This window comes from Streptomyces sp. AHU1 (assembly GCF_045343905.1).
GTDB classification, from domain to species: Bacteria; Actinomycetota; Actinomycetes; order Streptomycetales; family Streptomycetaceae; genus Streptomyces; species Streptomyces triticiradicis.
Genome location: NZ_CP174283.1, coordinates 1,571,220 through 1,597,600, shown reverse-complemented (window position 1 = coordinate 1,597,600; position 26,381 = coordinate 1,571,220). Strand labels below are relative to the sequence as shown.

Here is a 26,381-nt window from a genome sequence, read left to right as displayed (position 1 = left end):
GGCGCAAGTCGGTCCGAGTGATCACCGATGTGGTCGCCATCGCGGTGGTGAGCTGCATCTATCTGATCGTTCTGTCGCGAGGGAGCGTGCTCTGATGGCTCTGGAGCGCAAGCGGCGCGAGCCTGCCGGCATCGCCGTGCACGACCACGGACACGGTCCGGAACCCTGTTTCCGCGGTGACTACGCCGAGAAGGCCGGCCACGACCGCAGCCGTGGCCGCGGTCACGGCTGGGGCCGCGGCTGGACGCAGTGGCCCGTCCGCGTCCTGCTCGGGGCGCTCACCCTCTCCGTGGTGGTGGCGTCGGGCGCCGTCGGCATCGAGCGCTACCTCAGCCGCAAGTACATGACCCCGCAGGCGCCGCTGGCCCGGGCACGCATCAGCATGTCGGACCAGATCAGCTGGGCGAGGCGGGGTGCGGCACTGCCGGACCACGCTCCGCCGGTGGTGCTGACCTTCCACGACGTCAACAAGCACAGCAAGAGCCCCTACGTGCTCACCCCGGAGGCGTTCGACGCCCAGCTGACCGCGCTGGAGCAGGCCGGCTACCGCACCCTGAGCGCGAAGCAGTTCACCAACTACATGAACGGCGGTCCGGTGCCGCGACGTTCGGTACTGATCACCTTCGACGACGGCACCGACGGGCTGTGGAAGTACGCCGACCGCATCCTGGCCAAGCACAAGATGCACGGCACGATCTCCCTGATCACCGGGTCGATGGACAAGCACCGGCCCTACTACCTGACCTGGCGCGAGATCGAGCGGATGCACCGGTCGGGCCGCTGGGACTTCCAGAGCCACACCCGTGCCATGCACGGCATGAAGGAGGTGGATGCCACGGGAAACACGGGAGCACCGCTGATGAACCGTCTGTGGCTGAAGGACGAGGGACGGCGGGAGAACCCGGCCGAGTACCGCACCAGGGTGGTCCACGACCTCGCCGGCTCCGTCAAGGACATCACCGGCCACGGCATGCCGGCCCCGTCGATGTTCGCCATCCCCTTCTCGGACGGGCCGGGCCAGCAGGACGCCGACTCGACGGACTCACAGGCCAGGCACCTGCTCAAGGAACTCTTCCCCATCGTGATGACGGACCACTCCAGCGTTCCGCTCACCGCCAGCAGGCGGGCCGCGGCGGAGGGCCTCGTCCAGCGCGTCGAGATCGTCGCCCGGACCACTCCCGGCCAGATGCTGGACAGGGTCGGGCAGAACGTCCAGGTACCCCCCGACGCGCACCGGCCGCTGTCCGAGCCGGAGAACTGGGGAGGACGTCAGACCCGTACGAGCTTCGAGGTCTTCCTGGGCAAGGCGCCCTCGTCGCCGCTGACACCCCGGTACGCCAAGGCGGACTACCGGCTGAACAGCAGCGTCGACTGGACGGACTACAGGGCCACCGCGCTCATCGGGTCGCTGGGCAACGGCACCAACCAGGCCGCGCTGGGTGTACGGACCAACAGCAAGGAACCGATGACCGTGGTCGTCACCCGGGGCCGGGCGACTCTGCTGGCCGACGGTTACAAGGTGGCCTCGCAGCCGCTGGACCCGAAGTCCGACCACACCGTGACCATCGAAGTCCGGCGGGACACCACCACGGCCCACATCGACGGCCGGGCGAAACTGAGCTACGCGTCGGACAAGCCGTCGGAACGGCTCTCCGGCGGTATCACCATCCGGTCCGGCATCAACAAGGACGGAAACCAGTGGCCGGTCTTCAAGTCGCTCGACATCTCGCCGCTCAAGGGCACGGCGAGCCACGGGTGACCTGCTGACCGTCCGGCGCCCGCTCAGGTGCCGCTGTTGATGACGGCGTCGGTCACCGCGCCCTCGCCGACGTTCCACTCGTCCAGGACCTTCCCGTAGGAACCGTCCCGGATACTGGCGTTCAGGGCCGCCTGGATCGCGTCCCGCAGTCCGGTGTTCGAGGCCAGCACCGCGATGCCGTAGGGACCGGTGTTGAGCTGCTCGCCGACCGTCTCGAAGTCCTTGCCGCCGCCCGAGGTCTTCACCGCGTAGGCGACCACCGGGTAGTCGGCGACATCGGCCGCCACGGCACCGGACTTGAGGCGGGCCTGCGCCTGGTCATGGGTGTCGAAGATCTCGATGTCGATCGGCTCGTCGCACTTCTGGGCCTGGAGGAGGTCGTACGCGGTGCTGCCGCTCTGCACGGCCACCTTCTTGCCGCAGAGGTCGGCCGGTGTCTTGACGCCTTCCGGATTGCCCTTCTTCACCATGACCGACGTTCCGGCTTTGAAGTAGTCGACGAAGTCGACGTCCTCGCCGATCTTCTCCCCGGTGGAGGGGTCCAACCCCTCCTGGCGGTCCTTGGTGTCGGTCATCGAGGACATCACGACGTCGTAGTGCTTGGCCCGCAGACCGGTGAGCAGGGTGTCGAACGCGCTGTTGCCGAACTGGAACTTCACCCCCAACTGCCTGCCCAGCACGGCGGCGAGGTCGGGGTCGACGCCGGTCGGCCTGCCGTTGCGGACGAACTCCATCGGCGGGTAGAGCATGTCCGAGCCGACCCTGATGACGCCGGCCTTCTTCACCGACCTCGGCAGTTCGTCGTACAGCGGCGCCTTGCCCGTGCCGGACACGGAGGGCGAAGCGCTTTTGGGGGAGTCGTCGCTGCAGCCGGTCAGGGCGAGAGCGCCGACGACCGTCATCGCTCCGAGCGCGGCGAGGTGTCTCGTCGCGACGGAGCCGCGGCAGGCACGGGCGGTCATGGGCGGTTCCGCCCGAGGCCACCGGGAGCGGTCGGTCCGCCCTCGGCGCGGGCGCTCGACGATCGCGACCCCATGCGGTTTCCGTGTCCCGCCATCCGGACGGCTCCTCTCAGGTGCCTGTTGTGCCACAACTCGGCAAGTTACGCCAATAACTGATCTTTGCTGACTATTGGGGCGATTTGTCGCTTCCTGTGTCAACGCGCCGCGCGTGACACACACTCGCAAATGTTTGCAAAATTGCTGGGTATTTTGTTAACAATCTTGTAGCGTGCGTCACGCCTTGGGCCCGAGGTGTCAGCGGATCACTCGATAACTCGACAAGGGGAGAACCCATGCAGTGGCTCTCGGAATCCTCCGATCGCGCAGCCTCCACCCGTCCGACGGATGAACCGGAAGGACGCGCCCCCGGCCGGGGACGCCTCCTGAGGGGCATGGCGATAGCGGGTTCCCTCGCCCTGACGGCCGCCGCGACGCCCTCCCTCGCGGTCGCGGCGCAGGGGCAGGCCGCCCGGCACGGCCATGCCGGCGATGTCGCGGACCCGCAGGACGCCGCCCTGGCCTTCGATGCCGGCGCCTACACGACGCTCACCGTCACGGTCGACGGCCGGCCGGTCAAGGTCCGCGCCTACAAAGAGATCTGCTACGTCGCCGCCCCGGTCGCCGCGGCCGCGCAGCAGTCCGGCATCTTCGGCTCGACCACCATCGGCAACACCCGCTGCGGCTACGAGAGCATGAACGTCTTCGTGCCCGAGAGCACCTTCGACGACCAGCGCGCGCCGGTCTACTTCGCGGTGAACAACGGTGGCTGGATGGCCAGTTACATCAAGGCGAGCGTCAACGACGGCTCGTCCTACAACAGCGCGACGAGCAACGTGGGCGCGGCGCTGAAGGCCGGCTACGTCTTCGTGGACGTCGCCAACCGCAGCCGGGGGCTGATCGGCGCCGACGGCTCCTCTCCGGGCAAGGCCCCCGCCGCGGTGGTCGACGCCAAGGCGGCGGTCCGCTACCTCCGCCTCAACGACGCCGCCATGCCCGGCAGTGCCGAGCGGATCGTCGTCAACGGCACCAGCGGTGGTGGCGCGCTGTCCTCGATCCTGGGGGCCGCGGGCAACAGCGCCGAGTACGACTCCCACCTCGCCGCGATCGGCGCGGCGGGCATCGACTCCAAGGGCCGCAGCACCCTGCGCGACGACGTGTTCGCGGTCGACGCGTACTGCCCGATCACCGACCTCGGCAACGCCGACACGGCCTACGAGTGGCTCTACAACGTCCTCGGCACCCGTGACGCGACCGGTTCGAACGCCACGCCCGGGGACGCCGCCGAGATCGCGGCCGGGTTCCCCGCGTACGAGAAGAGCCTCAAGCTCCGCAACCCGGACGGTTCCAGGCTCACCGCGGACAGCATGCTGGACACCATCGAGAAGGAGGTCGTCCGCTCCGCCGAGGCCTACATGAGGGCCGACCCGGCCAACACCGTCCCGGCGCTCGGAGCCACCTTCGACATCACCTCCGGCGGGCCCGGCGGATCCACCACGAAGTCGTACGTGAACGACTGGATCGACGTCGACAACGCGGCGGACGAGGTGCTGTCGGTCGACATGGCGAAGTACCTGACGTTCGTCGCCACCCAGGCCAGGCTGAAGACGACGCCCGCCTTCGACGCCGTGGGCGTGCACGGGAACACCACCAGCGGGACCGAGACCAACCTCTTCGGCCCGTACACCCAGAAGTACATGAACTACACCGAGTGGAGCTGGAACCACAACGACGTGGCCGGTGACGGCAGCGGCCTCGACGACACCGGACTGACCTGGGACCAGTACACCGCCGAGAAGAGCACGACCCTCGACGACCAGATCCACCTGATCGACCCGATGGACTTCATCGGCACGAACGCCGACACCGCGCCCAACTGGTACGTCCGCAACGGCACGCGCGACCGGGACACCTCGTTCATCGTCTCGATCAACCTGGACCGGGCGCTGGAGGCCGACAGGCAGGTCGAGAACGTCGACTACCGGCTCGCCTGGAACCAGCCGCACGCCGGCAACTACGACGTGCCCGAGGCGATGGCCTGGATCGCCGGGGTGGTCGAGAAGGCCGGCGACCCGCTCGCCGCACCTCACCACGGTTCCGCCGGACGCTAGGACCTGTCCGGTCGATCATGGCGGGGACGCGGGGTGTGGCACGCACTACCCCGAGCTCTTCGAGCAGGGGGTACCCCCAGCGGCGTTGTCGTCGGTCGACGACGTCCCCCAGCCTTCGGCCGGGAGGTGCCCTAGGAGGGCCGGCCGGGCTGGCGGAACACCCCGCGGTCCGGGCGGAGGTGGACCGCGCGGTGGCCGCCGCCAACACCCGGCTCAACCGCACCGAGCAGGTCAAGCGGTACGAGCTGCCGGCCGAGGAGTGGGGTCCGGCGACCGGCGAGCTGACGCCGTCGCTGAAGATGCGGCGCCGGGTCGTCCGGGACAAGTGCGCCGCCGAGCTGTCCAAGCTCTACCAGGACTGACCCGGGCCGCGTTCGCCCTTGCCCCGCGTCCCGTGCCCCGCGTCCGGCCGCGGCGAAAGCGGCCTGTTCGCCGGTGAGTCGACGGCCCGTCAGGTCCTCCGGGATCCAGGTGCCGTCGACTGCTCGGGCGAGGCCGGGCGGGGTGGGGCTAGCAGGTGAGTTACAAAGATATGGTAAATGTGTCAGCGACTCTCCAGGGATCCTCTGCCGGTATCGTGAGGAGCACCATGAGAGCTGACACGAACGAATCGTGGCTCGCCCGGGCCCTCGACCGGCCGGAGCCCGAGGACCGCACGGGGCGCCGGATCCTCGACGCGGCGCTGGAGCAGTTCACCCTCCTGGGACTGCGCCGCTCCTCCGTGGACGACGTCGCCAAGCGGGCCGGTGTCTCCCGGGTCACCGTCTACCGGCGCTTCCAGACCAAGGACAAGCTGGTCGAGGACACCCTGCTGCGCGAACTCGGCCGGTTCTTCCAGCGGCTGGACGCGGCGGTGGCGGCGCTGCCGACCATGAAGGAGCGGGTCGTCGAGGGTTTCGTGGTCGCCCTGCGCCACACCCGCGCCCATCCGCTCTTCGGCGGCCTGCTGCGCCTCGAACCCGAGGTGGTGCTGCCCTACCTGACCGTGCAGGGCAGCTCCTCGCTCTCCGCCACCGTCGAGTACCTGACGGTCCATCTGCGCCGCGCCCAGCAGGCCGAGGGCCGTCCCGACGACAACCCGCGCCCGGTCGCCGAGCTGATGGTGCGGGTCGCCGTGTCCTTCCTGCTCAACCCGGCCAGTTGCATCGAGATGGAGGACGAGGACCAGGCCAGGGCCTTCGCCCGCCGCTACCTGGCCCCGCTGCTGGACGCCTGACCGACCGGCCCGACCCACCCGGCCGGGGTCGGGCGGGGGCGGACGGAGCGGTGCCGGCCGTTCAGCGGCGCCGGTGCAGTGCCCGCGCCAGCCGCACCGCGCGGTCCCGCGTGGCCGCCGGGACCCCGAAGGAGGTCAGCGCGACCGGCGGGGTGAACCGCTGCACCGTGGTCGACTGCACGGAGGTGAAGGCACGCAGCCCCTCCTCGCCGTGGATCCGTCCGAAGCCGGAGTCCTGCGAACCGCCGAACGGCAGCGCCGGCACCGCCGCGAAGCCCAGCACCGAGTTCACCGACACCGCCCCCGCGCGCAGTCGCGCCGCGATCGCGGCGCCGGCGCGCCCGCCGCGGCAGAACACCGCGGCCCCCAGGGCGTAGCGCGAGGCGTTGGCCCGCTCCACCGCCTCGTCCACGTCGGCCACCTGGTTGATCGCCACGACCGGCCCGAAGGTCTCCTCCGCCATCGCCGCCGCGTCCTCCGGGACGCCGGTCAGCACGACCGGCGAGACGTACGGGGCGCGGACCGACTCGGGCCCGCCCAGCAGGGCCCGCGCGCCCGCAGAGACCGCGTCGGTCACATGCCGCTCGACGACCGCGACCTGGCCCGGCAGGGTCATCGGGCCGTAGGGGGCGTCCGCCCCGGCGCCCGGGCGCAGCTCCCCGGCCCGTTCGACCACCCGTTCGCACAGCGCCGCGTGGATCTCGCGCACCGCGTAGACGCGCTCCACCCCCGCACAGGTCTGTCCCGCGTTGCTCAGCGCGCCCCACACGATCGCGTCGGCCGCCGCGTCCAGGTCCGCGTCCGCGGTGACGATCACCGCGTCCTTCCCGCCGCACTCGGCGAGGAACGGCGTCAGCGTCTCGGCGCACACCGCCATCACCTTGCGGGCCGTCCCCGGCGAACCGGTGAACGCCAGTTTGTCGACCCCGGAGCGGGCCAGGGCGTCCCCGGTGGAGGCCGCGCCGGTGACGGTGGTGAGCAGCCCGGCGTGCCCGGGCACGGCGGCGTCGAAGAGCCCGGCCAGCAGGACCCCGGTGCCCGGGGTCAGCTCGGACGGCTTGAGGACCACGGCGTTCCCCGCGGCCAAGGCGTAACCGACGGAACCCATCGGGGTGTACAGGGGGTAGTTCCAGGGGCCTATCACGCCGATCACGCCCAGCGGCCGGTGCACCAGCGAGGCCCGCTGGTGCACGGCGAACAGTCCGGTGCCCACCTTCCGCCGACGCAGCACGCGTCCGGCGTTGCGGGCGGCCCAGCCTAGGTGCTCCAGCGTGAGCACGGTCTCCAGCGCGGCGTCACCGGCCGGCTTGCCGGTCTCCTCGGCGATGGTGCGGGCCACGGTGTCCAGGTCGGCGGCGAGGGCCTTCTTCCAGCGCAGCAGGTGGTCGCGGCGCCGGGAGGCGGGCAGCGCCGCCCAGCCGGCCTGGGCGGTCCGGGCCCGCGCCACGGCGCGGGAGACCTCTTCCGGCCCGTCCACCGGGTGGGCGGAGATCGGTTCGCCGGTCGCGGGGGAGTACGTGGTGAAGGTCGCGGGGCCGGCCGCGGCGGCCGGGGCGGTGTCGGTCATCGGGTCTCCTGACGGGGAGCGTCGGGGGCGGACGGCCGTGCCGGAGCGGAGGCCCGTTCCGGTGGCGTCTCCTCCCGGAGCGGGGCCGGCGGACGGGAGTGCGCCCAGTGCGGACCCAGGTCGTCCAGGGTCCAGCCGAAGGGGTAGGTGCGCGCCTCGGGCCTGCGCGGGAACCACTCCGGCCGGGCGGGCAGCAGCCTGATCAGCCGGGCCCGGGCGCGGAACGCGCGGTGGACGGCGATCCGCAGCCGGCGCGGCTCCGGGCGGAAGCCGAGCGCTTCCAGCAGCGGCTCGTCCAGGACGCCGAGGGCGACCCGGGACGCCAGGCGCCGTGCCGGGGCCGGGTACCAGGAGGCCATGACGCGCAGGGTGGCCGCGGCGACCCTGCGGTTGGCGGGATCGTAGGCGAACATCTCCCGCTCGTAGTCGTCGTGGAGCCGCTCGAACGCGGCGTAGGTGTCGGGCACGCCGGAGATGCCCATCATCTCGCCCGTCCGTCGGCCCACCAGCGCCAGGCTCTCGGTCTCCTGCTCGCACAGGCGCCGCCAGCCGAACCGGTCGATCCACCGCTTGGGTCCCACCACCGTGGTGGCCAGGACGCAGCGGAAGTCCTCGTCGGCGATCCGGTAACGGCCGTGGATCTGCTCGAAGTCCTGCCGCGGGTCCATCTGCCGGACGCGGCGGAGTCGGCCGTAGCGGCCCATGGGTGATCCCTCCTGCCGGAATCGCGGCGTGAGCGGTCGGATCTGCGGACTGCCGGCGTTCAGGTCGGGACGGCGAAGCGAGTCCCCCCGGGTGAGCCGATGATACTGAAACTATTGAGTTGTTTCATCGGGCGTCAATACTCCGGACGTGACGGAGGGGCGAGGGTGCTCGTGAAGACGCCTCGTTTTATGTGTGCGTCACCAACTCCCCTGAAGGCGGGGGAGTGTGACGGAGCGTCCGACAAGTGGAGCGGACGTCGTCGGCGTCCCGAGGGGGTGCGGGCCGCGTGCCGCGGCCGCCCCCTCCCGGAACGGCGACCCCGAAAAGGGCTCACTGGGTGTCAGATCCCGCTGGTACCGTGCGATTCGGGAAATATGACCGAATTGTCCCAGGGCGTGTCGGACGTCACTGGGCCCGGCCCGGCGTGTTCAACTCGGCTGCGAGAAAGGAATTTCCAGGGGTGCGGGCGTGTTCCGGCGCCGGCCAGGTACTTGCGGATCGAGTTCGCCTCGCGCAGAGTCCATGACCGTTCGGTCCGTCATTTCTCACTTGTTCGGTAAATGACCAAGCTGTCGCATGGGGCGAAAGGTCACGCGTACATGCCAATGAATTGCACAACTGATATTCGGAAACACCGCCGTCCTCGCGCCATGCGAACAAAACTGGGTGTGCTCGCGGTCGCCACCGCCGCGCTCGCCGGAGGCGTCCTTACGCAGACCGACCGGGCGGAAGCCGCCACCCCCGGCGTCGTGGTCGATTCCCTGTCCGTGCCGGCCGCCTCGAACGGACAGTCCAAAGCCGTCGCCACGGTCCACAGCACCAAAACGATCAAATTGCAGGCCCTGACCGTCGCCGTACGATCCGCGGACGGTGGCAAGTACGACTTCCCCGGAGCCGTCGCGACCACGCTGGGAACCCGGTCCACCCCGTACACCTCGGGTTCCCGTGCGTTCCCGGACGGCACCTATACGTATTACGTCGCGTACAAGTTCCACGACCGCTGGTACAGCGCCTCTCCGGTGAAATCCTTCACCACCGGTGCCGGCACCGGCACCGGCTCCACCGCGACGCCGACGCCGACGGCTTCGACCCCCTCGGGCACGGCCACGCAGCCCGCGTCCCCCACGCCGACATCGGTGTCGGCGTCGACCCCCACGTCGAGCGTGACGTCCTCCGCGCCGTCGCCGACGTCGACATCGGCGTCGACGCCCACTTCGAGCGTGACGGCCTCCGTGCCGTCCACGACCGCCGCCGCGCCCGTCGGAATCCCCGGAACCTGGAACCGGGTTTTCAGCGACGAATTCAACGCCACCTCCCTCGACGGCTCCAAGTGGAACTCGAACTGGCTCGGGTGTTCCGGGTGCGTCACCAAACCGGTGAACTCCGCCGAGGCGTCCGCCTATTCTCCGTCGCAGGTATCCGTCAGTGACGGATCCCTCCACCTCAAGCTCATCGAGAAGCCGACCACCGTCGGAGGCACGACGTATCCCTACGTCTCCGGCCTGGTGAACACCAACGGCAAGGCCCAGTTCACCTACGGCGCTTTCGAGGCCCGCATCTACGCGCCCTCGGCCGGGACGAAGATGGCCAACTGGCCCGCCTTCTGGACCGACGGTCAGAACTGGCCGACGGACGGCGAGATGGACATCATGGAAGGCCTGGGCGGTTCCGCCTGCTACCACTTCCATTCCGACGCGGGCGGTCCGGGCGGCTGTGCTTCCGGTACCTATTCCGGCGGCTGGCACACGTTCGGCGCCGAATGGAAGCAGGGCTCCGTCACGTACTACTACGACGGAAAGCAGGTCGGTCAGATCACCTCCGGGATCACCTCCGCCCCGATGTACCTGATCCTCAACAACGGCATCAACCCCGATCACAGCGGGACCAACGTGGTCCCCGCCGACATGATGGTCGACTACGTGAGGGTCTGGCAGCACTGACACCACCCGCGCGCCAGGGCGCCGGCCGCTTCGCGCGACCGGCGCCCTCCGGACCGTCGGCCCCCCGAAGCGCCGACCTCCGTGCGGCAACGCGGTGTCACGTCATGACGGCCCGGCCGCGACGGCCCGCTCCGGTGCTCGCACGCGTGACCGTGCCTCCGCCGCGAACCAGTCGACCGTGTGCCGGAGCCCCTCCTCCAGGGGCACCCGCGGCTGCCAGCCGAGCACCTCGCGGGCCCGGGTGATGACGGGGCGTCGGCGGACGGGGTCGTCGACGGGCAGCGGAAGAAAGCGCAACTCCCCGCTCGATCCGGTGATCCCCGTCACCAGTTCCGCCACTTCCCGAACCGTGCGCTCCTCCGGATTGCCCAGGTCGACCGGACCCGGCTCGGCGGAGTCGAGCATGGCGATCAGGCCGCGGACCAGGTCGTCGACGTAGCAGAAGCTCCGTGTCTGGCTGCCGTCGCCGAATACCGTCAAGGGCTCCCCCTGGAGCGCCTGCCTGATGAAGCTGGAGACCACCCGGCCGTCGTGCGGACGCATGCGGGGACCGTACGTGTTGAAGATCCGGACGATCCCGGTGTCGACCCCATGACTGCGCCGGTACGCCTTGGAGAGCGCCTCCGCGAAACGCTTGGCCTCGTCGTAGAAGCCGTGGGGGCCTATGGGATTGACGTGCCCCCAGTGGTCCTCGCCCTGCGGGTGCACCGCGGGGTCCCCGTAGACCTCGCTGCTGGAGGCCAGGACGAAGCGCGCTCCCCGGCTCTCGGCCAGCCGCAGCATGTTCTCCGTTCCCCGGCTGCCGACCGCCAGGGTCTCGAGCGGATGGCGGTGGTAGTCGGACGGGGACGCGGGGGACGCGAGGTGCGCGACGGCGTCGACCTCCCCGGGGAAGCGGAACCGCTCCGTGATGTCGCACGGAACGCAGTGGAAGCCGGGCCGGCGCAGGAGACGGGCGATGTTGGCCTTCGGGCCCGAGGAGAAGTTGTCCAGGCAGTAGACGCTGTCGCCCCTGCGGAGCAGTTCCTCGCACAGATGGGACCCCAGGAAGCCGCTGCCGCCGGACACCATCACACGCATGAGATCTTCCTTCCGCTCGGCCGAGCCGCGGACGGCCCGGGGCGCTCAGCCGCCAGCCCGCCGATCGCCAGGCCCGGGCGTCGAGGGTGTTGCGGGCGTCGACCATGGCCGGGCTGCGCACCACGGTGGCGAGGGCGGCGGGGTCGAGCTCCTGGTACTGGGGCCACTCGGTGAGGTGCAGGACGACATCGGCCTGTTCGCACGCCTTGGTCACGTCCAGGGCGTACTGCAGGTCGGGGTACGCGGCCCGGGCGTTGTCGACCGCCTCCGGGTCGTGCACCCGGACCCGGGCTCCGCGCCGGCGCACCGCCTCCGCGACCGCGAGTGCCGGAGAGTCCCGCACGTCGTCGCTGCCGGGCTTGAAGGCAGCCCCCAGGACCGCCACGTCACGGTTCTCGAGGCTCCCGCCGACGGACCGCTCGGCGAGACCGACCGTACGCAGGCGCTGCCGTGCGTCGATCTCGTCGACCTGGCGCAGGAACGCCACCGACTCGCCCCGGCCGATCTCCTCCGCCCGTGCGGTGAAGGCCCGTATGTCCTTGGGCAGACAACTGCCGCCGAAGCCGAGGCCGGGAGCCAGGAAGGCGGGGCCGATACGGGAGTCGGTGCCCATCGCCTCGGCGAGGGTGAGCACGTCGGCGCCCAGGGCGTCACAGATCTCGGCCATGGCGTTGATGAAGGAGATCTTGGTGGCGAGGAAGGAGTTCGAGGCCACCTGGACGAGTTCGGCGGTGACGGTGTCGGTGGCGATGAACGGCGCGCCGTCCGCCACGAGGGGCGCGCGGGCCGCGCGCAGCCGTGCCTCGGCCCGCGCCGAGCGGACGCCCGCCACGATGCGTTCCGGCCGCAGGGTGTCCTGGACCGCGGACCCCTCGCGCGGGAACTCCGGGTTCCAGGCGATCTCGGCGCCGGTCCCGCGCAGCCGTGCGGCGAGCCGGTCCGCCGTACCGGCCGGCACGGTGGACTTGCCGACGACGAGGGCCCCGTCGTGGTCCGCGGCGCGCAGCCCCGCCGCCAGTGAGTCCACCACGGCCTCGACGTGGCGCAGGTCGGCGGCGCCCGAGTCGGGCCGCTGCGGGGTGCCGACGCAGACGAAGTGCGTGTCGGCGAACAGGGCTGCCTCGTCCAGCGACGTGGTGAAGCGCAGCAGGCCCGCGGCCACCGTCCGCTGGAGCATCCCGGACAGGCCGGGCTCGTAGAACGGGGGATGCCCGGCGGTGAGCGCCGCGACCCGCTCCTCGTCGACGTCGACGCCGAGGACCTCATGGCCGGTCTCCGTCATGCGGGCGGCGTGGACTGCTCCGACGTGCCCGGTGCCGATGACTGTGAAGCGCATGTCCCTCTCCGAGACGGTCCGTATGCTTACGGCGTATATGTACATATTCGCCCCAGGGCGGGCCGAGGTCAACGTGTGTCGTGGAGAGGGCCGTGACCTCGGCGGTCTCGCGGCCCGGCCTGTGGCGGACGGAAGTGCCCCATCGGCCATCGGCCGACGGGGCGCCGGTGAACCCTCCGGTCAGCGGCGTCCGGCCGGGCCGGAACGCTCCAGTCGTAGCAGGCGCCACATCACCAGCGCCGTGAACCGGATCGTCTCGGCCGCGGCCGGCAGGAGATCGTCCCGGCAGAGCCAGGCCCGCTCGGTGGGCCGCTCGCTCAGGAGGTCGGGCGGCAGCTGACGCTCATGACGCAGCCATGCCGCGACCGACGCGAGATCCAGCTGGCCGGCGACGAAGACCCGCCCCTCGGCCTGGGCGCCGTCCGGCACGTCCCGGCCGGTCAGGTCGAGATGCATGGCACGGACGACGTCGACTCCGTGGACGTTCTCGAAGAGGCGGAACTGGGCACCGGTGCGCGGATTGAAGTCGACGAGCTTGTACTGCCCGTCCCGGCGGTCGTAACGCCAGTCGAGATCCGCCAGTCCGCTGTAGCCAACGCGGCGGCACAGCCGCTCCGCCAGACCGGCCAGTTCGGAGTTGCGCAATGCCACGGCCCGGGCGGTCATGCCCGCGTACGGGGGCCAGGAGCGCAGTTTCAGGCCGGTGAACAGGGCGCGCGGAACACCGCCCGCGCCGCAGTAGATGTGGGTGATCCAGTCCTCCGCCTGCTGCCGGGGGATGTACTCCTGCACGAGGACGGGTGGTGGCGCGGCCTTCGGGAAGCGGTCGAGCATCGCCCGTTCGGTGGGCACCATGGTGGTGGTGCCGCTGACGGCCGGGGTGCGGAGCCTGCTGAACGGCGCCAGGTTCTTGAGCACCAGCGGATAACCGAGCTCGCGGCCCGCGTCGACCAGTTCGTCGTGGCTCTCCGGTGCCCGTGACCGGGGCGAGGGCACGTCGGCCTCGGCGCAGAGCCGGTGCAGGCCCGCCTTGCAGGCCAGCAGGCGCGGCAGGTGGGCCGGTACCGACGGGATCAGGAAACACTCCCTCAGCCGGTGGGCGTACTCCGCGAGCAGGATCGCCGCCTCGTCGTCGGTCGGCACCGCCACGCACCGGGTGCCGATCGCCCGGCCGATGGACAGCAGACCGTCCGCGAGCCGCTCCGGCTCCTCGCGGCCGGTCGTCGGCCACACGATCCTGCTCGTCAGGTGGCGTGAGAGCGCGACCGGGGTGAACCGGTCCTCGACGACGGCATGGACCGGGACGCCCAGCCGCCCGACCGTGCGCACCACGCCCAGACTGCCGTGGTGCAGCGGATAGTTGCCGATCCTGGCGAGGAGCACGGGCACCGAGGTGTCCAGCAAGAGGACCACCCGCCCCTCTCCGGGAAGCTTCTCCCGAAAGGCACTAACATGGACGAAGCTCGTGAATCAACTCAATGGTGACACATCGTCCGCATTCATCGTCCCCGGCAAGCACGGGTCGTGCCGCTGGCAGCCCGGCAAGGTCTGGTATGAAGACACCCTCCAAGATGTCCTCGCTCTCCGGTTTGCTGCCCCTCTACTTCCCGCGCGCGCTGGCCGGTCTCGACGACCGCCTCCGGGCCCACTGGCTCGTACGCGGCGCCGGTCCCAGGGACATCACCGTGGTCCGGCGCCCCACCCTGCCCAAGGCGGGCCTGCTGGTGTTCGAGCTGCGGCACGGCGCGGAGAACCTGGTGCTCAAACACCCCAGGGACGAGGCCGGAGCGGCCGTCACGGCGCGGGAGCGGGAAGTCCTCCAGGAACTCGGCGCCGACGGCCGGCTCACCCCCTGGCGCGCCCTCCTGCCCCGGGTCGTCGGCTCGCCCGGGCCCGCGGGGACCCTCGCCCAGACCGCGCTCCCGGGCGTCCCGGCGGAGCGGCTGATCCCGGACACCTCCGGGGACCCGTACGCCGCAGTGGCCCCCGCCATGCGACTGCTGGCGGACCTGCGGGCCGCCACCGGACGCCCCCGCAAGGCGACCGATCGGGCACCCGCCTGGTGCGAGTCGCAGCTGAGCGCCCTCTCCGCCGGAATGCCCCGCTACCGGTCCGGCCGACGAGCGGCCGAGTTCGAGGCCCTGCGCCACCGGCTGGACGCGGCCATGGCCGGTGCCGTGCTGACCGAGGGCTGGACCCACGGCGACTACCACCCCGGCAACGTCCTGCTCGACGGCACCCCCATCCGGGTCACCGGTGTCTTCGACTGGAGCAGCGGCCGCGCCGACGGGCCGTGCGAGATCGACGCCTACTCCTTCGTACTGGCCCTGCGCAGCACCCTCACCGGCCGTCCGCTGGGCGGCCTGGTCGCCGAGACGCTGCGTGCCGGCCGGGTACCGGACGCCGATCGCCCCCTGCTCGCGCTGGCCGGGCTGGACCCGGACCACGGGGTCGCCGACCCGGTGGCGATCCCCCTGCTGAGCTGGCTGTGGCACGTGGCGAACAACGTCCGCAAATCTCCGAGGTTCGGCCACAGCTATGGGTGGCTCACCCACACCGTCGCACCCGTGCTCGGCGAATGCGCCCGTTGGGCCGGTACGCGGCCGTGAGGGGCTCGGCGCCGCGCGAGAACAAAAGGAACGACCATGCCCATGAACACCGGCTTCAGCGTCCGGCACAGAGCTGCCAGGAAGGGGGGCGTCCACTCCCCGGGGCGGCTGCCCGCCGTCGTCATCGGGGCGGGCCCCTACGGGCTGGCCACGGCCGCCTGGCTGAGCGCGGCGGGAACGCCGCGGCGGGTGTTCGGCGAGCCCATGGAGTGCTGGTACGCCAACATGCCCGCGGGCATGTATCTGAAGTCCGTCCCCGCGGCCTCCTCCATCTCCACGCCCGAGTCCGGATACCGGCTGGAGGATTTCCGCGCCGCGCGGGGACGCGGACCCGTCGGCGACCGGTACCCCATCCCCGTCGAGGAGATGATCGCCTACGGGCGGTGGTTCCAGGAGCGCCGCTTGCCGGAACTGGAGCGCGAGAAGGTCCGTGCCGTCGAGCACGTGGACGGGCTGTTCGCCGTCACCCTGGAATCCGGCGAGGAGTTCCTCGCCGGGAAGGTGGTGATGGCCACCGGACAGGTCCCGTTCGCCTACGAGCCCCCGGAACTGACCGGCGCCCTTCCCGGGGAACTGGTCTCCCACACCAGCCGGCACCGTGATCTGAGCCGGTTCTCGGGGCAGCGGGTCGCCGTCCTCGGCGCCGGGCAGTCGGCCCTGGAGAGCGCCGCCCTGCTGCACGAGGCCGGGGCCCTTCCCACCGTGATCGCCCGCGCGGCGTCCGTGGCGTTCGGCAGTCCGCCCGACACCGACCGGCCGTCCGACCGGCCGCGTCCGGTACGAATCCTCCAGCCGGGCTCGGCGCTCGGACCGGGTTGGTCGCACGTGGCGTGCTGCTACGGCGGCGGTGTCATCCGCCATCTTCCGCAGGGCACGCGGATGCGGCTGCTGCACAACGTGCTCGGACCGTCCGGCGGCTGGTGGCTGCGGCCCCGCATGGACGACATCCCGGTGCTGCGCGGCCGTACGATCCGATCCGCGGGGGCCGAGGACGGGACGGTGCAGCTCGACCTCGTGGACGCCGACGGGCACGCACGGGTGCTGCGGGCCGACCATCTCCTGCTGGCCACGGGGTACCGGGTGGACGTCGGCCGGCTCGGACTGCTGGCACCCGAACTCCGCCGGGAAATAAGGACGTTCCAGGGAGTGCCGCGGCTGTCGGCCGGGTTCGAGTCCTCCGTGCCCGGGCTGTACTTCACCGGACTGGCCGCCGCTCCCACCTTCGGTCCCGTGCTGCGGTTCGTCGCCGGCACCGGATTCGCCGCGCGTCGGCTGGTTCGTTCCGTCGCGGCCGGGACACGCACCCGCCCATGACGTCACGGGGCGCGTTGCTCGTCGTGCTCATGCTGTTGCTGGCGGCGTGCGGCGCCTGCGGTTCCACGCCCGGTACCGCGGCGGTGTCCGGGCCCCCGACGCCCGGTGCCTGGCGACCGGTCCTCCACGACGACTTCGACGGCTCACGTCTCGACAAGGGCCGCTGGACCACGTGCTACGACTGGAACGAGCGCGGCTGCACCATCAGCAGCAACAACGAACTGGAGTGGTACCAGCCCGGCCAGGTCACCGTGAGCGGGGGAGAGCTGACCCTCACAGCCCAGCGCCGCGCCGTCCGCGGCAGCGACGGGAAGCTCTACCCCTGGGTGTCCGGCATGATCTCCACCGGCCGGGACAACTGGTACGCCCGGCCGCGGAAGACCTTCACCTACGGCTACTTCGAGGCGGCCATCCGCATCCCGGTCCAGGGCGGGATGGCACCCGCGTTCTGGATGATGCCCGCGAGCCGCTACACCCCGCCCGAGATCGACATCATGGAGTTTCTCGGCACCACCCGCGAGTTGTCGATGTTCGTGCACTGGCGGGATGCCGAGGGGGACAAGCGGAAACAGAAGGGAACCTTCACAGCGGCCGGTTTCCCCGATGACTTCCACGTCTTCGCGGTGCTCTGGGAGAAGGACAGACTGGTCTGGTACGTGGACGGGGTGGAACGATTCCGGGTGACCGCCCCGGAGCGGATTCCCCACGTACCCATGGAGGTGCTCATCAATCTGGCCGTCGGCCTCCCTTACGCCCCGCCTCCCGGCACCGACTCGGCGCGGATGCTCGTGGACTGGGTCCGGGTCTGGCAGCGTTGACGCGTCGTCAGCGGTCCGCCCGTCCCGCCCACCCGCGGTTCAAGCCGAAATCGCCCGGTACGGCCGTCCGGTCATCGCTCTCACCCGTCGATAGGCCCGCCAACCCCTGGTACTCAGGCTCTCGGAGAACGGTGCGACGGGCGCGCCCTCACCGCTGGCCCAGAGCACGAAGCGGTCCCGGCCGGTATCGGCCCGGACCATGAGCCTGCCGAACCGCAGCGGGTCGTCCGCCTCCGAGCTGAAGGACGAGGCCGCCCGGACGGCGGCGGCCGAGGTCCATCCGGCCTCCCGCACCACGGCGCGGACGGTGCGACTGGAATAGCCGTGCGGGTACGCGAACGCGTCGACGGGGTGCCCGAGCGCGTCCTCGATCTGCCGCTTGCAGCCGGTCACCTCCTCCCGCACCGACGTGCGAGGCAGCGTGTCCAGTTGCGGATGGGTCATGGTGTGTCCGCCGATCTCGATCCCTGCCGCGTCCAGTTCCCTGACCTGGGCCCAGCTGAGCGTCTCCACGGACGGGAACGGTCCGCTCCCCGAAGCCCTCAGGCCGCCCGTGGTCACGTACAGGGTGGCGGGAAGTCCTCGTGCGGCGAGCAGCGGAGCCACGGTGGAGGCGAAGTCCGCGTATCCGTCGTCGAAGGTCAGCACCGCCGACCGGAGCGGCACGGGAGGGCCGCCGTGCAGTGCCGCGACCAGCTGTCGCAGCGGGATCACCTGGAGCCCACTGTCGGCGATCATGTTCAGATGCTCGACGAATGTGCGTGGGCTCACCGTGAACGGCGCGAGCCACGACGGTGCGTCGTTCGACACCGAGTGATAGAGGAAGACGGGGACGACGCTCAGGGACGGCCCGGCGTCGACGGACAGCGGTACGGGTACGACGCTCATGAGCGGCCCTCCGCCGGCAGTTGCGCCGCTCCTTGCGGACGGCGGGAGAAGCCCCGGGACCCCCACTGCCGGACACGTCCGACGAGATATCCGGTGACGGTGACGCACACCCCCGCGGACAGCGCGCCGACGGTGCGCAGCGCGCCGGGACGACCCGTGCGGCGCAGGTTCCGGGCGACCGCTCGGGGGATGACCGAGCGCAGATAGGCGCGCTCGCTGGCCAGCGCGGCTCCCCTGCCGCGGTGCTGTGCCACCAGTGCCTTGGACAGGCCCTCGCCGTAGCAGCGGGAGCGGAAGTAGGACCAGTGGGTACGGGCCTCGGGAACCCGGTGCCGTACCTGTACGGCGGGGTCGTACAGCAGCACGGACTCCGGGTGGCGGGCCGCGATCCGAATGCACATCTCCGTCTCTTCGCAGCCCGCGGGCCGGGTGCCCACCCGACCGAGCGCGTCCAGGAAGCCGCCAGCGGCGAGCAGTTCCGTCCTGCGGAACGACATGTTGGCGCCGATGAAGTTCCGCACGGGGGCGGCCCGTTCGGGCAGTCCACGGTAGGAGCAGCCCACCACCCAGTCGAACTCCGCGGGGAACCACACCGGCCGTCCGGTCGACCAGCGGGGCCGGACGAACCCGCCGACGCCCGCCACGCGGGGGTCGCCGTAGGGAGCCAGCAGACGGGCCGTCCAGCCCGGTTCCGCGGTGGCGTCGTCGTCGAGGAAGGCCACCACGTCGGTGCGGGAGACCGCCACTCCGGTGTTGCGGCCCCCGGACAGGCCGCGCCGCTGCCGGTTGGGCACCACGCGGACGCCGGACAGTTCCCGCTCGGCGCGCTCCAGGAGGGCCTGGTTGTGGTCGACCACCAGCACGACCTCGTCGGCGGGCGGATCCTGGGCCAGCACCGACCCGATCGCGGCCCGCGTGTCGTCCCAGCGGTCGAGTGTGTAGGCACAGATGACGACCGACAGGGTGGGGACGGTGCGTCCGGCGGGGAGTGCGCTGTTCATGGTGACCCTTCGGTGACGGGGACGAGCCAGCGGGACCAGGACACGGCCAGGAAGACGGCGATCACGCACTGGGTGACCAGCCAGGCGACCCCCGCGCCTACGACGCCGAACTCCGGAAGCAGCAGACGGGTGAGGCCGAGCACCAGGACGCACATCGCCGCCTGCAGCCCCACGGCCCAGCGCAGGCGCCGTCGCGCCCTGGCCACGTCGATGGCCACGCTCAGCAGCAGGTTCGGCAGCGCGGACAGGGCCAGCAGGCGCAGCAGTGTGCTTCCTTCGGCCGCGTACGAGGCGCCGAAGAGCGAGAGGATCTGCGGGGCCGCGACGACGATGACGACGGTGACGCCGCCCAGCAGCAGACCCGAGTGGCGCAGGACGCGCAGGGAATGCTGCACGAGTCGTCCGGGTCCGCGCACGGACTCGGCGAGCAGCGAGGTCCCCATGTTGCGGGCGATCAGGTAGGGCACGTAGGCGACGCCCCAGGCCACCGAGAAGTAGGCGCTCTGTTCGGCGCCGATGGTGTTCAGCACGATCAGCGGGACCACGGTGTACGCGGCGACGCGGAACAGGGAGCCGAGATAGTCGGCCGCGGCGTACCCGAGCATGCGGGGCGGTGGCGGCGCGGCCCTCGTCTCCCGCTCGTGCCGGGGGATGCCCCTGCCCATCAGGACGGAGTTGGCCACGATCAGCGAGACCACGAGAGCTCCCGCCCACGACAGGAGGATCCCGGAGAAGAGCCCCAGGGCGGCGCCGAGGGCGAGCAGCAGTATCTTCACGACGGCGAAGATCAGGTTCTCGCCCACGACCCAGCCCGGCATGCGGACCGCGGTGAGCGCGCCGTCCTGCAGGATGAAGACGGCGTAACCGGCGGTCGCCACCACGAAGCAGGTCGCGGTGACCGGTGTCAGCAGGAAGTCGAGCCCTGGCGAGACCACCGGCACCAACGCGAGGAACGCCAGGGCCACCACCACGCTGAAGGCCGTGCTCGCCGCGTAACAGGCGAGGACCAGACGGCGGCTGCGGCGGCCGGCGGTCGGCACGAACCGCACCAGGAAGTCGTTCAGGTTGAGCTGCCCGACGCCGGTGAGCAGGAGGGACGCCATGAGTGCCGAGTAGCTCAGGCCCACGGTCCGCTCGTCGTACCAGTGCGTCGCGAAGGTCCAGAAGAAGAAGCCGAGGCCGGCGTTGACGAGGGAACTGACCGCGAGGACGTGTCCCGTGCGGAGCACGGGCTCGCCCGGGAGCGCGGCGGCGAGGCCGGCGCGCAGCATGACCAGGGGGCGTCGCATGCCGGTGCCTCGCGCAGCCGAGTCGGTCACCGGAGTGGTGTCCAAGCCGCTCACCCCACCATCAGGTCCCGGCGCCGACGCCAGTGAGACGTCCGCGGAGGTAGCCGCAGGGGCCGTAGACCATCCCCCGCACCTCCAGGAGGGCCAGGCGCCGGGACCAGCCGGCCTCGGGATCGGCGCCGCGGGTGCGTGACCTGGTCATGGAGTAGCGGATACCGCGGGGCACCCGCCGCAGCAGGGCGGGCATCCGACGGGGGTTCCTCAGCAGCGCGCCGGTGAGATAGGCGCCGAGGCCAGCGCCGTAGCCGAACACCTGCGCGGCGACGGCGTCCATCGTGCGGCGGTGGCAGTGCCAGACGATGGCGCCCGGCTGGTAGACGAGCGTGTGACCGGCCGTCAGGATCTCGAAGAAGGCGAGCAGGTCGTCACCGCCCTTGCCGGGGGTCCCGGCGCCGGTCGCGGTGTCGAAGCCGCCCAGGGCGCGGAGCGCGTCGGTACGGAACGCCATGTTCGCGCCGGAGCCGAACCGGCCGGCGGTGAACGGGAACAGCGGGTCCGTCGGAGGATCGGACAGTGACCAGGTGCGCGGAGCGTACCCTTTCGCGAAACCGCCCTGCCGTTCGAGGACGCCCTGGGCCGGGGTCTCCAGTTCGGCGGGCACGATCAGCCCGGTGACGCAGCCGATCCGCGCGTCGCGCGCGAAGGTCTCGGCCAGCGCCGACAGCCATCCGGGGTCGACGAGCGTGTCGTCGTCCGTGAAGGCGACGACGGATCCGCGTGCCCGGGCGAGCCCCACGTTGTGGGCGCGGGCCAGCCCGGCGACGGGCTCGCGGACGTAGCGGACCCGTCCGGCGAAGTCTCCGCGGACCAGCGCCTCGGTCGCACCGTCGGCGGGGGCGTTGTCGACCACGATGATCTCGAACTCGGGGTACTTCGAGCGCAGCAGCGACTGCAGGCAGTGCCGAAGCTTCTCCGGCCGGTCACGCGTGGCCACGACCACGCTGATGACGGGCTCCTGGCGGGACTCCTGGTGCCGGGCCCCGCCGTCCGAGGGGCCGGTCCGGTTCCCGGCCAGGTGCCGGGCGAGCTGTCCGGCCAGTTCCGCGTAGGCGGTGTCGGCCAGGGCCCGCCACAGGGCGTCGGGTCCGGAGGCGTCCGTGGCGCTGACCATGCCCAGGGGACGGCCGTGCAGCCGTACGAGGGCACGGGCCCGGCCCTCCGGCCGGGCGGACCCCCGGCCGCCGGGCAGCCGGAACTCGCCCGGCCGGGCCAGGTCGATGTCGACCACCGGCACCGGGGGCCGGACGAGGGAGGAGCGGTCCGGGGCGGAGCTCATGACGCGCTCGTCGCCGGCCGTGCGGCGGAGGCCCGGGCACCCGGCCGTTCCGAGAGCAGGGTGCGCAGCACCCGGCGCCCGTCGGATATGGCGTGGAGGTTCGAGCAGCCGCTGCGCCGGGGCAGTTCCAGGCTGGGGACCTCGGCGATGCGCAGACCGGAGCGCAGGGCGTGCACGATCATCTCGGCCTCGATCTCGAAACCGACGGCGTGCAGGTCGAGTTGGTCGAGGAAGCTGCGCCGGAAGGCGCAGTAGCCGTAGCAGAGATCGGTCAGGCAGGCGCCGTACAGCCGGTTGGCGGCCATCAGGAGCACGTGGTTGCCCATCTTGCGGATGGGGGTGATGTCGAGCGAACCGCCGCCCGCGACGAACCTCGATCCCTTGACGAAGTCGTAGCCGTGGTCGAGGAAGTGCACGAAGTGGGGGATCTCCGCCGGCGACATGCTGCCGTCGGCGTCCATCATCACCACGTAGTCGCCCTTCGCCTCGAGGAAGCCGGTGCGCAGCGCGTTGCCCTTGCCGGGGCCGCTCTGCCGCACGTTGCGCACGGTCGGCAGGCAGTGCTGCGCCATGGGGACCGTGGCGTCGGTGGAGTCGCCGTCCACGAGGATGACCTCGTCCACGCACGGTGGGATCTGCTCGAAGACCCACGCGATGTTGCGCGCCTCGTTGAGCGCTGGGACGACCAGGCTGACGGTGCCGTGCGTGTCGGCCTCTTGCTCGCTGCCGATGATCGGGTCGTTGTACATGATCTGCATCTCCGAGTACGCGCCTACGACATACGTTTACAACGTATATCTACACTTTTACCCGATTTGGGAGCGACGTCAAGAGGGTGTCAAGGGAGAGGCGGGGCTCTTCGGGCGACTCGGGAACGCCCCCGCCCGGCAGGCGGGGGCGGGGGCGGCGCCCCGGGCGGAGGGGGCCGCCGAGGCGCCCTACTCGGGCGCCGGCGGCTCGGGCCGGCCGGTGTCGGCCGTTCGGGGGTCCGGGTCCGGGACGGCCCGCGGCGCCCGGCCCCGCCGTTCGCCGGGCTTGGGCAGCAGGGCCAGGACGGATGTGGTGGCGGCGAGGGCGAGCAGCGCCCGGGTGGCGGTGAACGTGCCCGTCAGGAACAGGGGTTCCGCGACGAGCACCGCCATCGACAGGCTGAGCGTCACGGTCAGGACGCCCCTCTCCAGGGCCGCCGTGCGGTCCCTGATCCGCGCCGCGCCCGGCCGGGCCCACCGGGAGGCCGCCAGGCCGGGACAGACGAGCAGGAACGCCGTCGTCACCACGGCGCGCAGGACCAGGGCGCCCGGCAGGAAGGCGACCACCGCCGCTGCCGCCCAGCCGGACAGCGCGAGCCCCCAGCGCAGGGAGGTCATGGCCCGCTCAGCTCTTCGCGCCCTGGTACCGGTAGACCACCGCGTCCTTGCTGCGGTAGACGGGGATGTAGCCCGGGGCCCTCGACAGGGCCGACTCCATGCGCTGCACGGTGCCGCCGGGCAGGATCCCCCTCTGGTAGAGGTCGGCGGCCTGGGCCCGGCTCAGGATGATGTAGGCGGGCTGCGTCGGGCTGGCCCGCTGGACGAACCCCTCCAGGCCCTTCACCGGATCGTTCACCAGGCGCCGCCGGTCGTCGATGTCCTGCGCGTCCAACTGCACCTGGGGGTTCTCGTCGTAGCGCAGGTACAGGCCGGGCACGGCCGAGGTCAGGGAGACGACGGTGGACCCGGGAGGGGCGGTGGCCGCGACGAAGCGTCCGGCCGCCACCTCCTCCTTGGTGAAGTAGTTCGCCGATTCCTTGCCGTAGTAGCCGAACATGAGTCCCCCGAGCAGGGCGAACAGCAGCGGACAGGCGGCCAGCACCTGAAGGTACGGCCGTCTGCCCCGCTCGAGGAGGAGGGCCGCGATCAGGAGCGAGGCCGCGGGCAGGGCGAAGAGATAGGCACGGAAGATCATCTCTCCGCCGTAGGCGTTCGCCGCCAGCAGCGGCAGCGGAGCCGCGACGAGCAGCGGCAGGCCGGTGCGGCGGACCCAGGGGCGGGCCAGGAAGGCGATGACCGCCAGGACGAAGACCGCGGCGGACAGGCCCCGGTCGACCCAGGACACCACCACCTGACCCGGGGCCGCGACGCCGAGGGCGGCCAGCCCGGAGACGACGTTGGTGTCGGGTTTCAGCAGCGAACCCACGAAGTCGTTCAGGTTCTCCGAGAGGTAGGGGCGGGCGACGGTGGTGTCCCAGAGCACGGCCAGCACCACCGTGCCGGCCAGGACGGGCAGCACGACCCGTCGGTTGCGCCGCGGGAGCGACAGCGCCACCAGTGCGCTGATCAGCATGAGCGGTGTCAGCGGGTGCGAGGAGATGATGACGGCCGCGAGCACCATGACCACCACGAAGCGGCCGACGGGCCACCGGTTCGTGCGCGTCTCGCCCGTCCGGTACAGCGCCGAGGCCGGCAACTGCCCCATGACCAGGGCGATCACCGTCACGAAGAGCAGGAACGCGAAGGCCTGGGGGGCGAAGTAGTCCTGACCCACCCAGGAGCACGAGTAGTAGACCCATGCCGCGCCCCAGATCAGCCGGCGGTCACGCGTCACCGTCCGGTGGAGCAGCAGCAGGGGGGCGAGCAGCACGGCGTTGAAGACGGGCGGGGTCCACGTCGCGTAGCCGAGCGCCGAATGCAGGCCGGTGGCCTGCAGGAAGAACGCGTTGAGGTCGAAGAATCCGGGCCACTGGTTGTAGATGGCGAGCTTGTCCGCGTGGGGCACCTCGCCGTGGTGGCGGATCACCGCGTCGACGACCGCGACGTGTTTCCACGCCCAGCTGTAGCGCAGTGTCGGGTAGAGCAGGGTGGGGGTCGCGTGGATGACCGCGATCAGCCCCAGGACGTATCCCGCGAACCATCCGCCGCCGGTCCGCCGGTCGGCCAGGGCCAGGCAGAAGCCGAGGGTGAGCAGGCCGAGGGCGACCCAGAAGAGCGCCGGCAGCACCTGCAGCAGACCGTAGTCGCGCATTCCGGCGAGATCCACGTGGCGCAGGGACAGCAGCCAGAGGACCAGGGCCGCGGGAAGGGCCAGGCGTGCCGCCCACTGGAGTGCCGTGGTCCGGTCGGAGGGGTGCCCGCCCCCGGCGGCATCGGGCCGCCGGGCCGCGGCGCCGGTGAAGGACGTCACGCGCCCGCCCGTCAGCGTCTGGAGCTTGCCCATGAAGGGGGCTCCCGGAGAACCGGTGCCCCGACGAGGGTCCCCGCGACGCGGAACGCCGGCTCCCCGATGTGACCGGCCGTCCTCCCGCCGCGTCCGACGGGGGCGTTGACTCGACGCATGTGACACCTTCCGGATCCGGCCTGTCGGTCTCCCCCGTCCCCCGGCGGGACGGCCGTCGGCGACACGGCCGTCGGCGCTCCCGCTCGTCGGTCCACATCAGCGCTGGATGCCGACCGGTAAGAGGTATCAATACCGATTGTGATGGTATTTCCGATTGCCGCAAGCGGCGGCTCGCGACGGTCACGCGCGGCGCGTGACGAAACGGCGCCCGGACGGAGAGCGGTGGAGCGACAGGTGAGAGGCGTACGGCGGGGGAGGGGACGCCCTCCGGCGCGAGGGTTCCTCGCGTGGGCGGCCGTGACGGCGGTGCTCCTGACGGCGGCGGGCTGCGACGACGCACCGGCCCGAACCGGGCTTCCCCGTCCGGACCACATCGTCGTGGTGATCGAGGAGGACCAGTCGTACGACGCCGTCATCGGCAGCGCGGAGGCCCCGTACCTCAACCAACTGGCCCGGCGGGGCGCCTCGCTCACCCAGTTCTACGCCCTCACCCATCCCAGCCAGCCCAACTACCTGGCGCTCTTCTCGGGCTCCTTCCTGGGGGTCGACGACGACTCCTGCCCGCACAGGCTCACGTCGCGGAACCTCGGCTCCCAGCTCCTCCAGGCCGGTCTGACCTTCGTGGGCTACGCGCAGAGCCTGCCGCGCACCGGTTTCACCGGCTGCGCCGACGGCGCCTACGTGCGCCGGCACAACCCCTGGGTGAACTTCGACAACCTTCCCGCGTCCGTCAACCGCCCGTGGACCGACTTCCCCCGCGACTTCACGGAGCTGCCGACGGTGGCGTTCGTCGTCCCGGACCTCGAACACGACATGCACGACGGCGATGTGAGGCGGGGGGACACCTGGCTGCGGGACAACCTCGGCCGCTACGCGGACTGGGCGATGACCCACAACAGCCTGCTGGTCGTCACCTGGGACGAGGACGACGGGAAAGGACCCAACCACATCCCCACCGTCCTGGTGGGCGAGCACGTCCGGCGCGGTGACGACACCCAGCCGAACAACCAGTTCGGGCTGCTGCGCATGCTCCTGGACGCGTACGGCCTGAAGTCCCTCCACCACAGCGACGACGTGGAGCCCGTCGACGTGGGGTGAGCAC

General features: G+C 71.3%; 20 protein-coding genes and 3 pseudogenes. 9 read left to right on the top strand and 14 right to left on the bottom strand.

Annotated elements, in window-relative coordinates:
- The first annotated feature begins 94 nt into the window (after positions 1 to 94).
- Entirely contained in the window at positions 95 to 1,759 is a 1,665-nt protein-coding gene (locus ACICHK_RS07270; RefSeq protein WP_406836276.1) for a polysaccharide deacetylase family protein, read from the top strand.
- A 23-nt stretch (positions 1,760 to 1,782) separates the two neighbouring features.
- Here ACICHK_RS07270 and ACICHK_RS07265 read toward each other — a convergent pair whose 3' ends face one another.
- Complete coding sequence (locus ACICHK_RS07265) at positions 1,783 to 2,721, bottom strand: ABC transporter substrate-binding protein (RefSeq protein ID WP_406836275.1); 939 nt, start codon at positions 2,719 to 2,721, stop codon at positions 1,783 to 1,785.
- A 431-nt stretch (positions 2,722 to 3,152) separates the two neighbouring features.
- On the opposite strand from ACICHK_RS07265, the gene ACICHK_RS07260 reads away from it, so the two are divergent.
- The 3 genes and pseudogenes from ACICHK_RS07260 to ACICHK_RS07250 all read left to right on the top strand — a co-directional run bounded on the left by ACICHK_RS07260 (position 3,153) and on the right by ACICHK_RS07250 (position 6,084).
- Entirely contained in the window at positions 3,153 to 4,868 is a 1,716-nt protein-coding gene (locus tag ACICHK_RS07260) for a subtype B tannase (protein WP_406836274.1), read from the top strand.
- Between the two features lie 134 nt (positions 4,869 to 5,002).
- Positions 5,003 to 5,230, top strand: a pseudogene (locus tag ACICHK_RS07255) (long-chain fatty acid--CoA ligase); the annotation flags it as partial.
- Between the two features lie 227 nt (positions 5,231 to 5,457).
- Positions 5,458 to 6,084, top strand: coding sequence for a TetR/AcrR family transcriptional regulator (locus tag ACICHK_RS07250; protein WP_406836273.1), 627 nt, complete (start codon positions 5,458 to 5,460; stop codon positions 6,082 to 6,084).
- 61 nt (positions 6,085 to 6,145) lie between these two features.
- Here ACICHK_RS07250 and ACICHK_RS07245 read toward each other — a convergent pair whose 3' ends face one another.
- The 3 genes and pseudogenes from ACICHK_RS07245 to ACICHK_RS07235 form a co-directional block, all read right to left on the bottom strand.
- The gene (locus tag ACICHK_RS07245; RefSeq protein WP_406836272.1) at positions 6,146 to 7,651 is read right to left on the bottom strand and encodes an aldehyde dehydrogenase family protein; all 1,506 of its coding nucleotides are present in this window, start codon (positions 7,649 to 7,651) and stop codon (positions 6,146 to 6,148) included.
- A pseudogene (locus ACICHK_RS07240) lies at positions 7,648 to 8,295 on the bottom strand (oxygenase MpaB family protein); the annotation flags it as partial. The pseudogene ACICHK_RS07240 and the gene ACICHK_RS07245, both read right to left, overlap by 4 nt.
- Before the next feature lie 1,034 nt (positions 8,296 to 9,329).
- Complete coding sequence (locus ACICHK_RS07235) at positions 9,330 to 9,725, bottom strand: hypothetical protein (RefSeq protein ID WP_406841463.1); 396 nt, start codon at positions 9,723 to 9,725, stop codon at positions 9,330 to 9,332.
- Between ACICHK_RS07235 and ACICHK_RS07230 the strand changes: the two genes are divergently transcribed.
- Entirely contained in the window at positions 9,622 to 10,296 is a 675-nt protein-coding gene (locus ACICHK_RS07230; protein ID WP_406841175.1) for a family 16 glycosylhydrolase, read from the top strand. The two genes, ACICHK_RS07235 and ACICHK_RS07230, sit on opposite strands and share 104 nt — an antisense overlap.
- A gap of 102 nt (positions 10,297 to 10,398) precedes the next feature.
- Here ACICHK_RS07230 and ACICHK_RS07225 read toward each other — a convergent pair whose 3' ends face one another.
- From ACICHK_RS07225 to ACICHK_RS07215, 3 genes and pseudogenes are all read right to left on the bottom strand, one after another.
- Complete coding sequence (locus ACICHK_RS07225) at positions 10,399 to 11,376, bottom strand: UDP-glucuronic acid decarboxylase family protein (protein WP_406836271.1); 978 nt, start codon at positions 11,374 to 11,376, stop codon at positions 10,399 to 10,401.
- A 19-nt stretch (positions 11,377 to 11,395) separates the two neighbouring features.
- Positions 11,396 to 12,712 (bottom strand): annotated as a pseudogene (locus ACICHK_RS07220) (UDP-glucose dehydrogenase family protein); the annotation flags it as partial.
- Between the two features lie 180 nt (positions 12,713 to 12,892).
- Positions 12,893 to 14,125, bottom strand: coding sequence for an ATP-grasp domain-containing protein (locus tag ACICHK_RS07215; RefSeq protein ID WP_406836270.1), 1,233 nt, complete (start codon positions 14,123 to 14,125; stop codon positions 12,893 to 12,895).
- Positions 14,126 to 14,265: 140 nt separating this feature from the next.
- Between ACICHK_RS07215 and ACICHK_RS07210 the strand changes: the two genes are divergently transcribed.
- Genes ACICHK_RS07210 through ACICHK_RS07200 form a run of 3 tightly spaced genes read left to right on the top strand, consistent with a single transcriptional unit; the run spans position 14,266 to position 17,453 of the window.
- Positions 14,266 to 15,321, top strand: coding sequence for a phosphotransferase family protein (locus ACICHK_RS07210; RefSeq protein WP_406836269.1), 1,056 nt, complete (start codon positions 14,266 to 14,268; stop codon positions 15,319 to 15,321).
- Between the two features lie 36 nt (positions 15,322 to 15,357).
- On the top strand, positions 15,358 to 16,635 hold the full coding sequence (locus ACICHK_RS07205) for an NAD(P)-binding domain-containing protein (protein ID WP_406836268.1): 1,278 nt from the start codon (positions 15,358 to 15,360) through the stop codon (positions 16,633 to 16,635).
- Positions 16,632 to 17,453: a family 16 glycosylhydrolase gene (locus ACICHK_RS07200; RefSeq protein ID WP_406836267.1), complete on the top strand. Its 822-nt coding sequence runs from the start codon at positions 16,632 to 16,634 to the stop codon at positions 17,451 to 17,453. Before ACICHK_RS07205 ends, ACICHK_RS07200 begins: the two co-directional genes overlap by 4 nt.
- 39 nt (positions 17,454 to 17,492) lie before the next feature.
- On the opposite strand, the gene ACICHK_RS07195 is transcribed toward ACICHK_RS07200, so the two are convergent.
- From ACICHK_RS07195 to ACICHK_RS07165, 7 genes are all read right to left on the bottom strand, one after another.
- A complete protein-coding gene (locus ACICHK_RS07195) occupies positions 17,493 to 18,341 on the bottom strand; it encodes a polysaccharide deacetylase family protein (RefSeq protein WP_406836266.1) in 849 nt (282 codons plus the stop codon).
- Positions 18,338 to 19,342 carry a glycosyltransferase family 2 protein gene (locus ACICHK_RS07190; protein WP_406836265.1) on the bottom strand — a complete coding sequence of 335 codons (1,005 nt, stop codon included), beginning with the start codon at positions 19,340 to 19,342 and terminating at the stop codon, positions 18,338 to 18,340. Before ACICHK_RS07190 ends, ACICHK_RS07195 begins: the two co-directional genes overlap by 4 nt.
- A complete protein-coding gene (locus ACICHK_RS07185) occupies positions 19,339 to 20,631 on the bottom strand; it encodes a lipopolysaccharide biosynthesis protein (protein ID WP_406836264.1) in 1,293 nt (430 codons plus the stop codon). The genes ACICHK_RS07190 and ACICHK_RS07185 overlap by 4 nt, the downstream gene beginning before the upstream one ends.
- Before the next feature lie 61 nt (positions 20,632 to 20,692).
- Positions 20,693 to 21,967 carry a glycosyltransferase gene (locus ACICHK_RS07180; protein WP_406836263.1) on the bottom strand — a complete coding sequence of 425 codons (1,275 nt, stop codon included), beginning with the start codon at positions 21,965 to 21,967 and terminating at the stop codon, positions 20,693 to 20,695.
- A complete protein-coding gene (locus tag ACICHK_RS07175) occupies positions 21,964 to 22,725 on the bottom strand; it encodes a glycosyltransferase family 2 protein (protein ID WP_406836262.1) in 762 nt (253 codons plus the stop codon). Before ACICHK_RS07175 ends, ACICHK_RS07180 begins: the two co-directional genes overlap by 4 nt.
- Positions 22,726 to 22,905: 180 nt before the next feature.
- A complete protein-coding gene (locus tag ACICHK_RS07170; RefSeq protein ID WP_406836261.1) occupies positions 22,906 to 23,334 on the bottom strand; it encodes a hypothetical protein in 429 nt (142 codons plus the stop codon).
- A gap of 7 nt (positions 23,335 to 23,341) precedes the next feature.
- Complete coding sequence (locus ACICHK_RS07165) at positions 23,342 to 25,159, bottom strand: glycosyltransferase (RefSeq protein WP_406836260.1); 1,818 nt, start codon at positions 25,157 to 25,159, stop codon at positions 23,342 to 23,344.
- Between the two features lie 417 nt (positions 25,160 to 25,576).
- Here ACICHK_RS07165 and ACICHK_RS07160 point away from each other — a divergent pair, with 417 nt between their 5' ends.
- Positions 25,577 to 26,377, top strand: coding sequence for an alkaline phosphatase family protein (locus ACICHK_RS07160; RefSeq protein WP_406836259.1), 801 nt, complete (start codon positions 25,577 to 25,579; stop codon positions 26,375 to 26,377).
- The last annotated feature ends 4 nt before the right edge of the window (positions 26,378 to 26,381 follow it).

Bases quoted from the DNA above. Each gene is read 5' to 3' on its own strand.
- ACICHK_RS07225 (WP_406836271.1), bottom strand. From the start codon at position 11,376: ATGCGTGTGATGGTGTCCGGCGGCAGCGGCTTCCTGGGGTCCCATCTG.
- ACICHK_RS07175 (WP_406836262.1), bottom strand. From the start codon at position 22,725: ATGCAGATCATGTACAACGACCCGATCATCGGCAGCGAGCAAGAGGCC.
- ACICHK_RS07245 (WP_406836272.1), bottom strand. From the start codon at position 7,651: ATGACCGACACCGCCCCGGCCGCCGCGGCCGGCCCCGCGACCTTCACC.
- ACICHK_RS07200 (WP_406836267.1), top strand. From the start codon at position 16,632: ATGACGTCACGGGGCGCGTTGCTCGTCGTGCTCATGCTGTTGCTGGCG.
- ACICHK_RS07205 (WP_406836268.1), top strand. From the start codon at position 15,358: ATGCCCATGAACACCGGCTTCAGCGTCCGGCACAGAGCTGCCAGGAAG.
- ACICHK_RS07190 (WP_406836265.1), bottom strand. From the start codon at position 19,342: ATGAACAGCGCACTCCCCGCCGGACGCACCGTCCCCACCCTGTCGGTC.
- ACICHK_RS07250 (WP_406836273.1), top strand. From the start codon at position 5,458: ATGAGAGCTGACACGAACGAATCGTGGCTCGCCCGGGCCCTCGACCGG.
- ACICHK_RS07195 (WP_406836266.1), bottom strand. From the start codon at position 18,341: ATGAGCGTCGTACCCGTACCGCTGTCCGTCGACGCCGGGCCGTCCCTG.
- ACICHK_RS07260 (WP_406836274.1), top strand. From the start codon at position 3,153: ATGGCGATAGCGGGTTCCCTCGCCCTGACGGCCGCCGCGACGCCCTCC.
- ACICHK_RS07270 (WP_406836276.1), top strand. From the start codon at position 95: ATGGCTCTGGAGCGCAAGCGGCGCGAGCCTGCCGGCATCGCCGTGCAC.
- ACICHK_RS07180 (WP_406836263.1), bottom strand. From the start codon at position 21,967: ATGAGCTCCGCCCCGGACCGCTCCTCCCTCGTCCGGCCCCCGGTGCCG.
- ACICHK_RS07165 (WP_406836260.1), bottom strand. From the start codon at position 25,159: ATGGGCAAGCTCCAGACGCTGACGGGCGGGCGCGTGACGTCCTTCACC.
- ACICHK_RS07265 (WP_406836275.1), bottom strand. From the start codon at position 2,721: ATGACCGCCCGTGCCTGCCGCGGCTCCGTCGCGACGAGACACCTCGCC.
- ACICHK_RS07185 (WP_406836264.1), bottom strand. From the start codon at position 20,631: ATGCGACGCCCCCTGGTCATGCTGCGCGCCGGCCTCGCCGCCGCGCTC.
- ACICHK_RS07210 (WP_406836269.1), top strand. From the start codon at position 14,266: ATGAAGACACCCTCCAAGATGTCCTCGCTCTCCGGTTTGCTGCCCCTC.
- ACICHK_RS07170 (WP_406836261.1), bottom strand. From the start codon at position 23,334: ATGACCTCCCTGCGCTGGGGGCTCGCGCTGTCCGGCTGGGCGGCAGCG.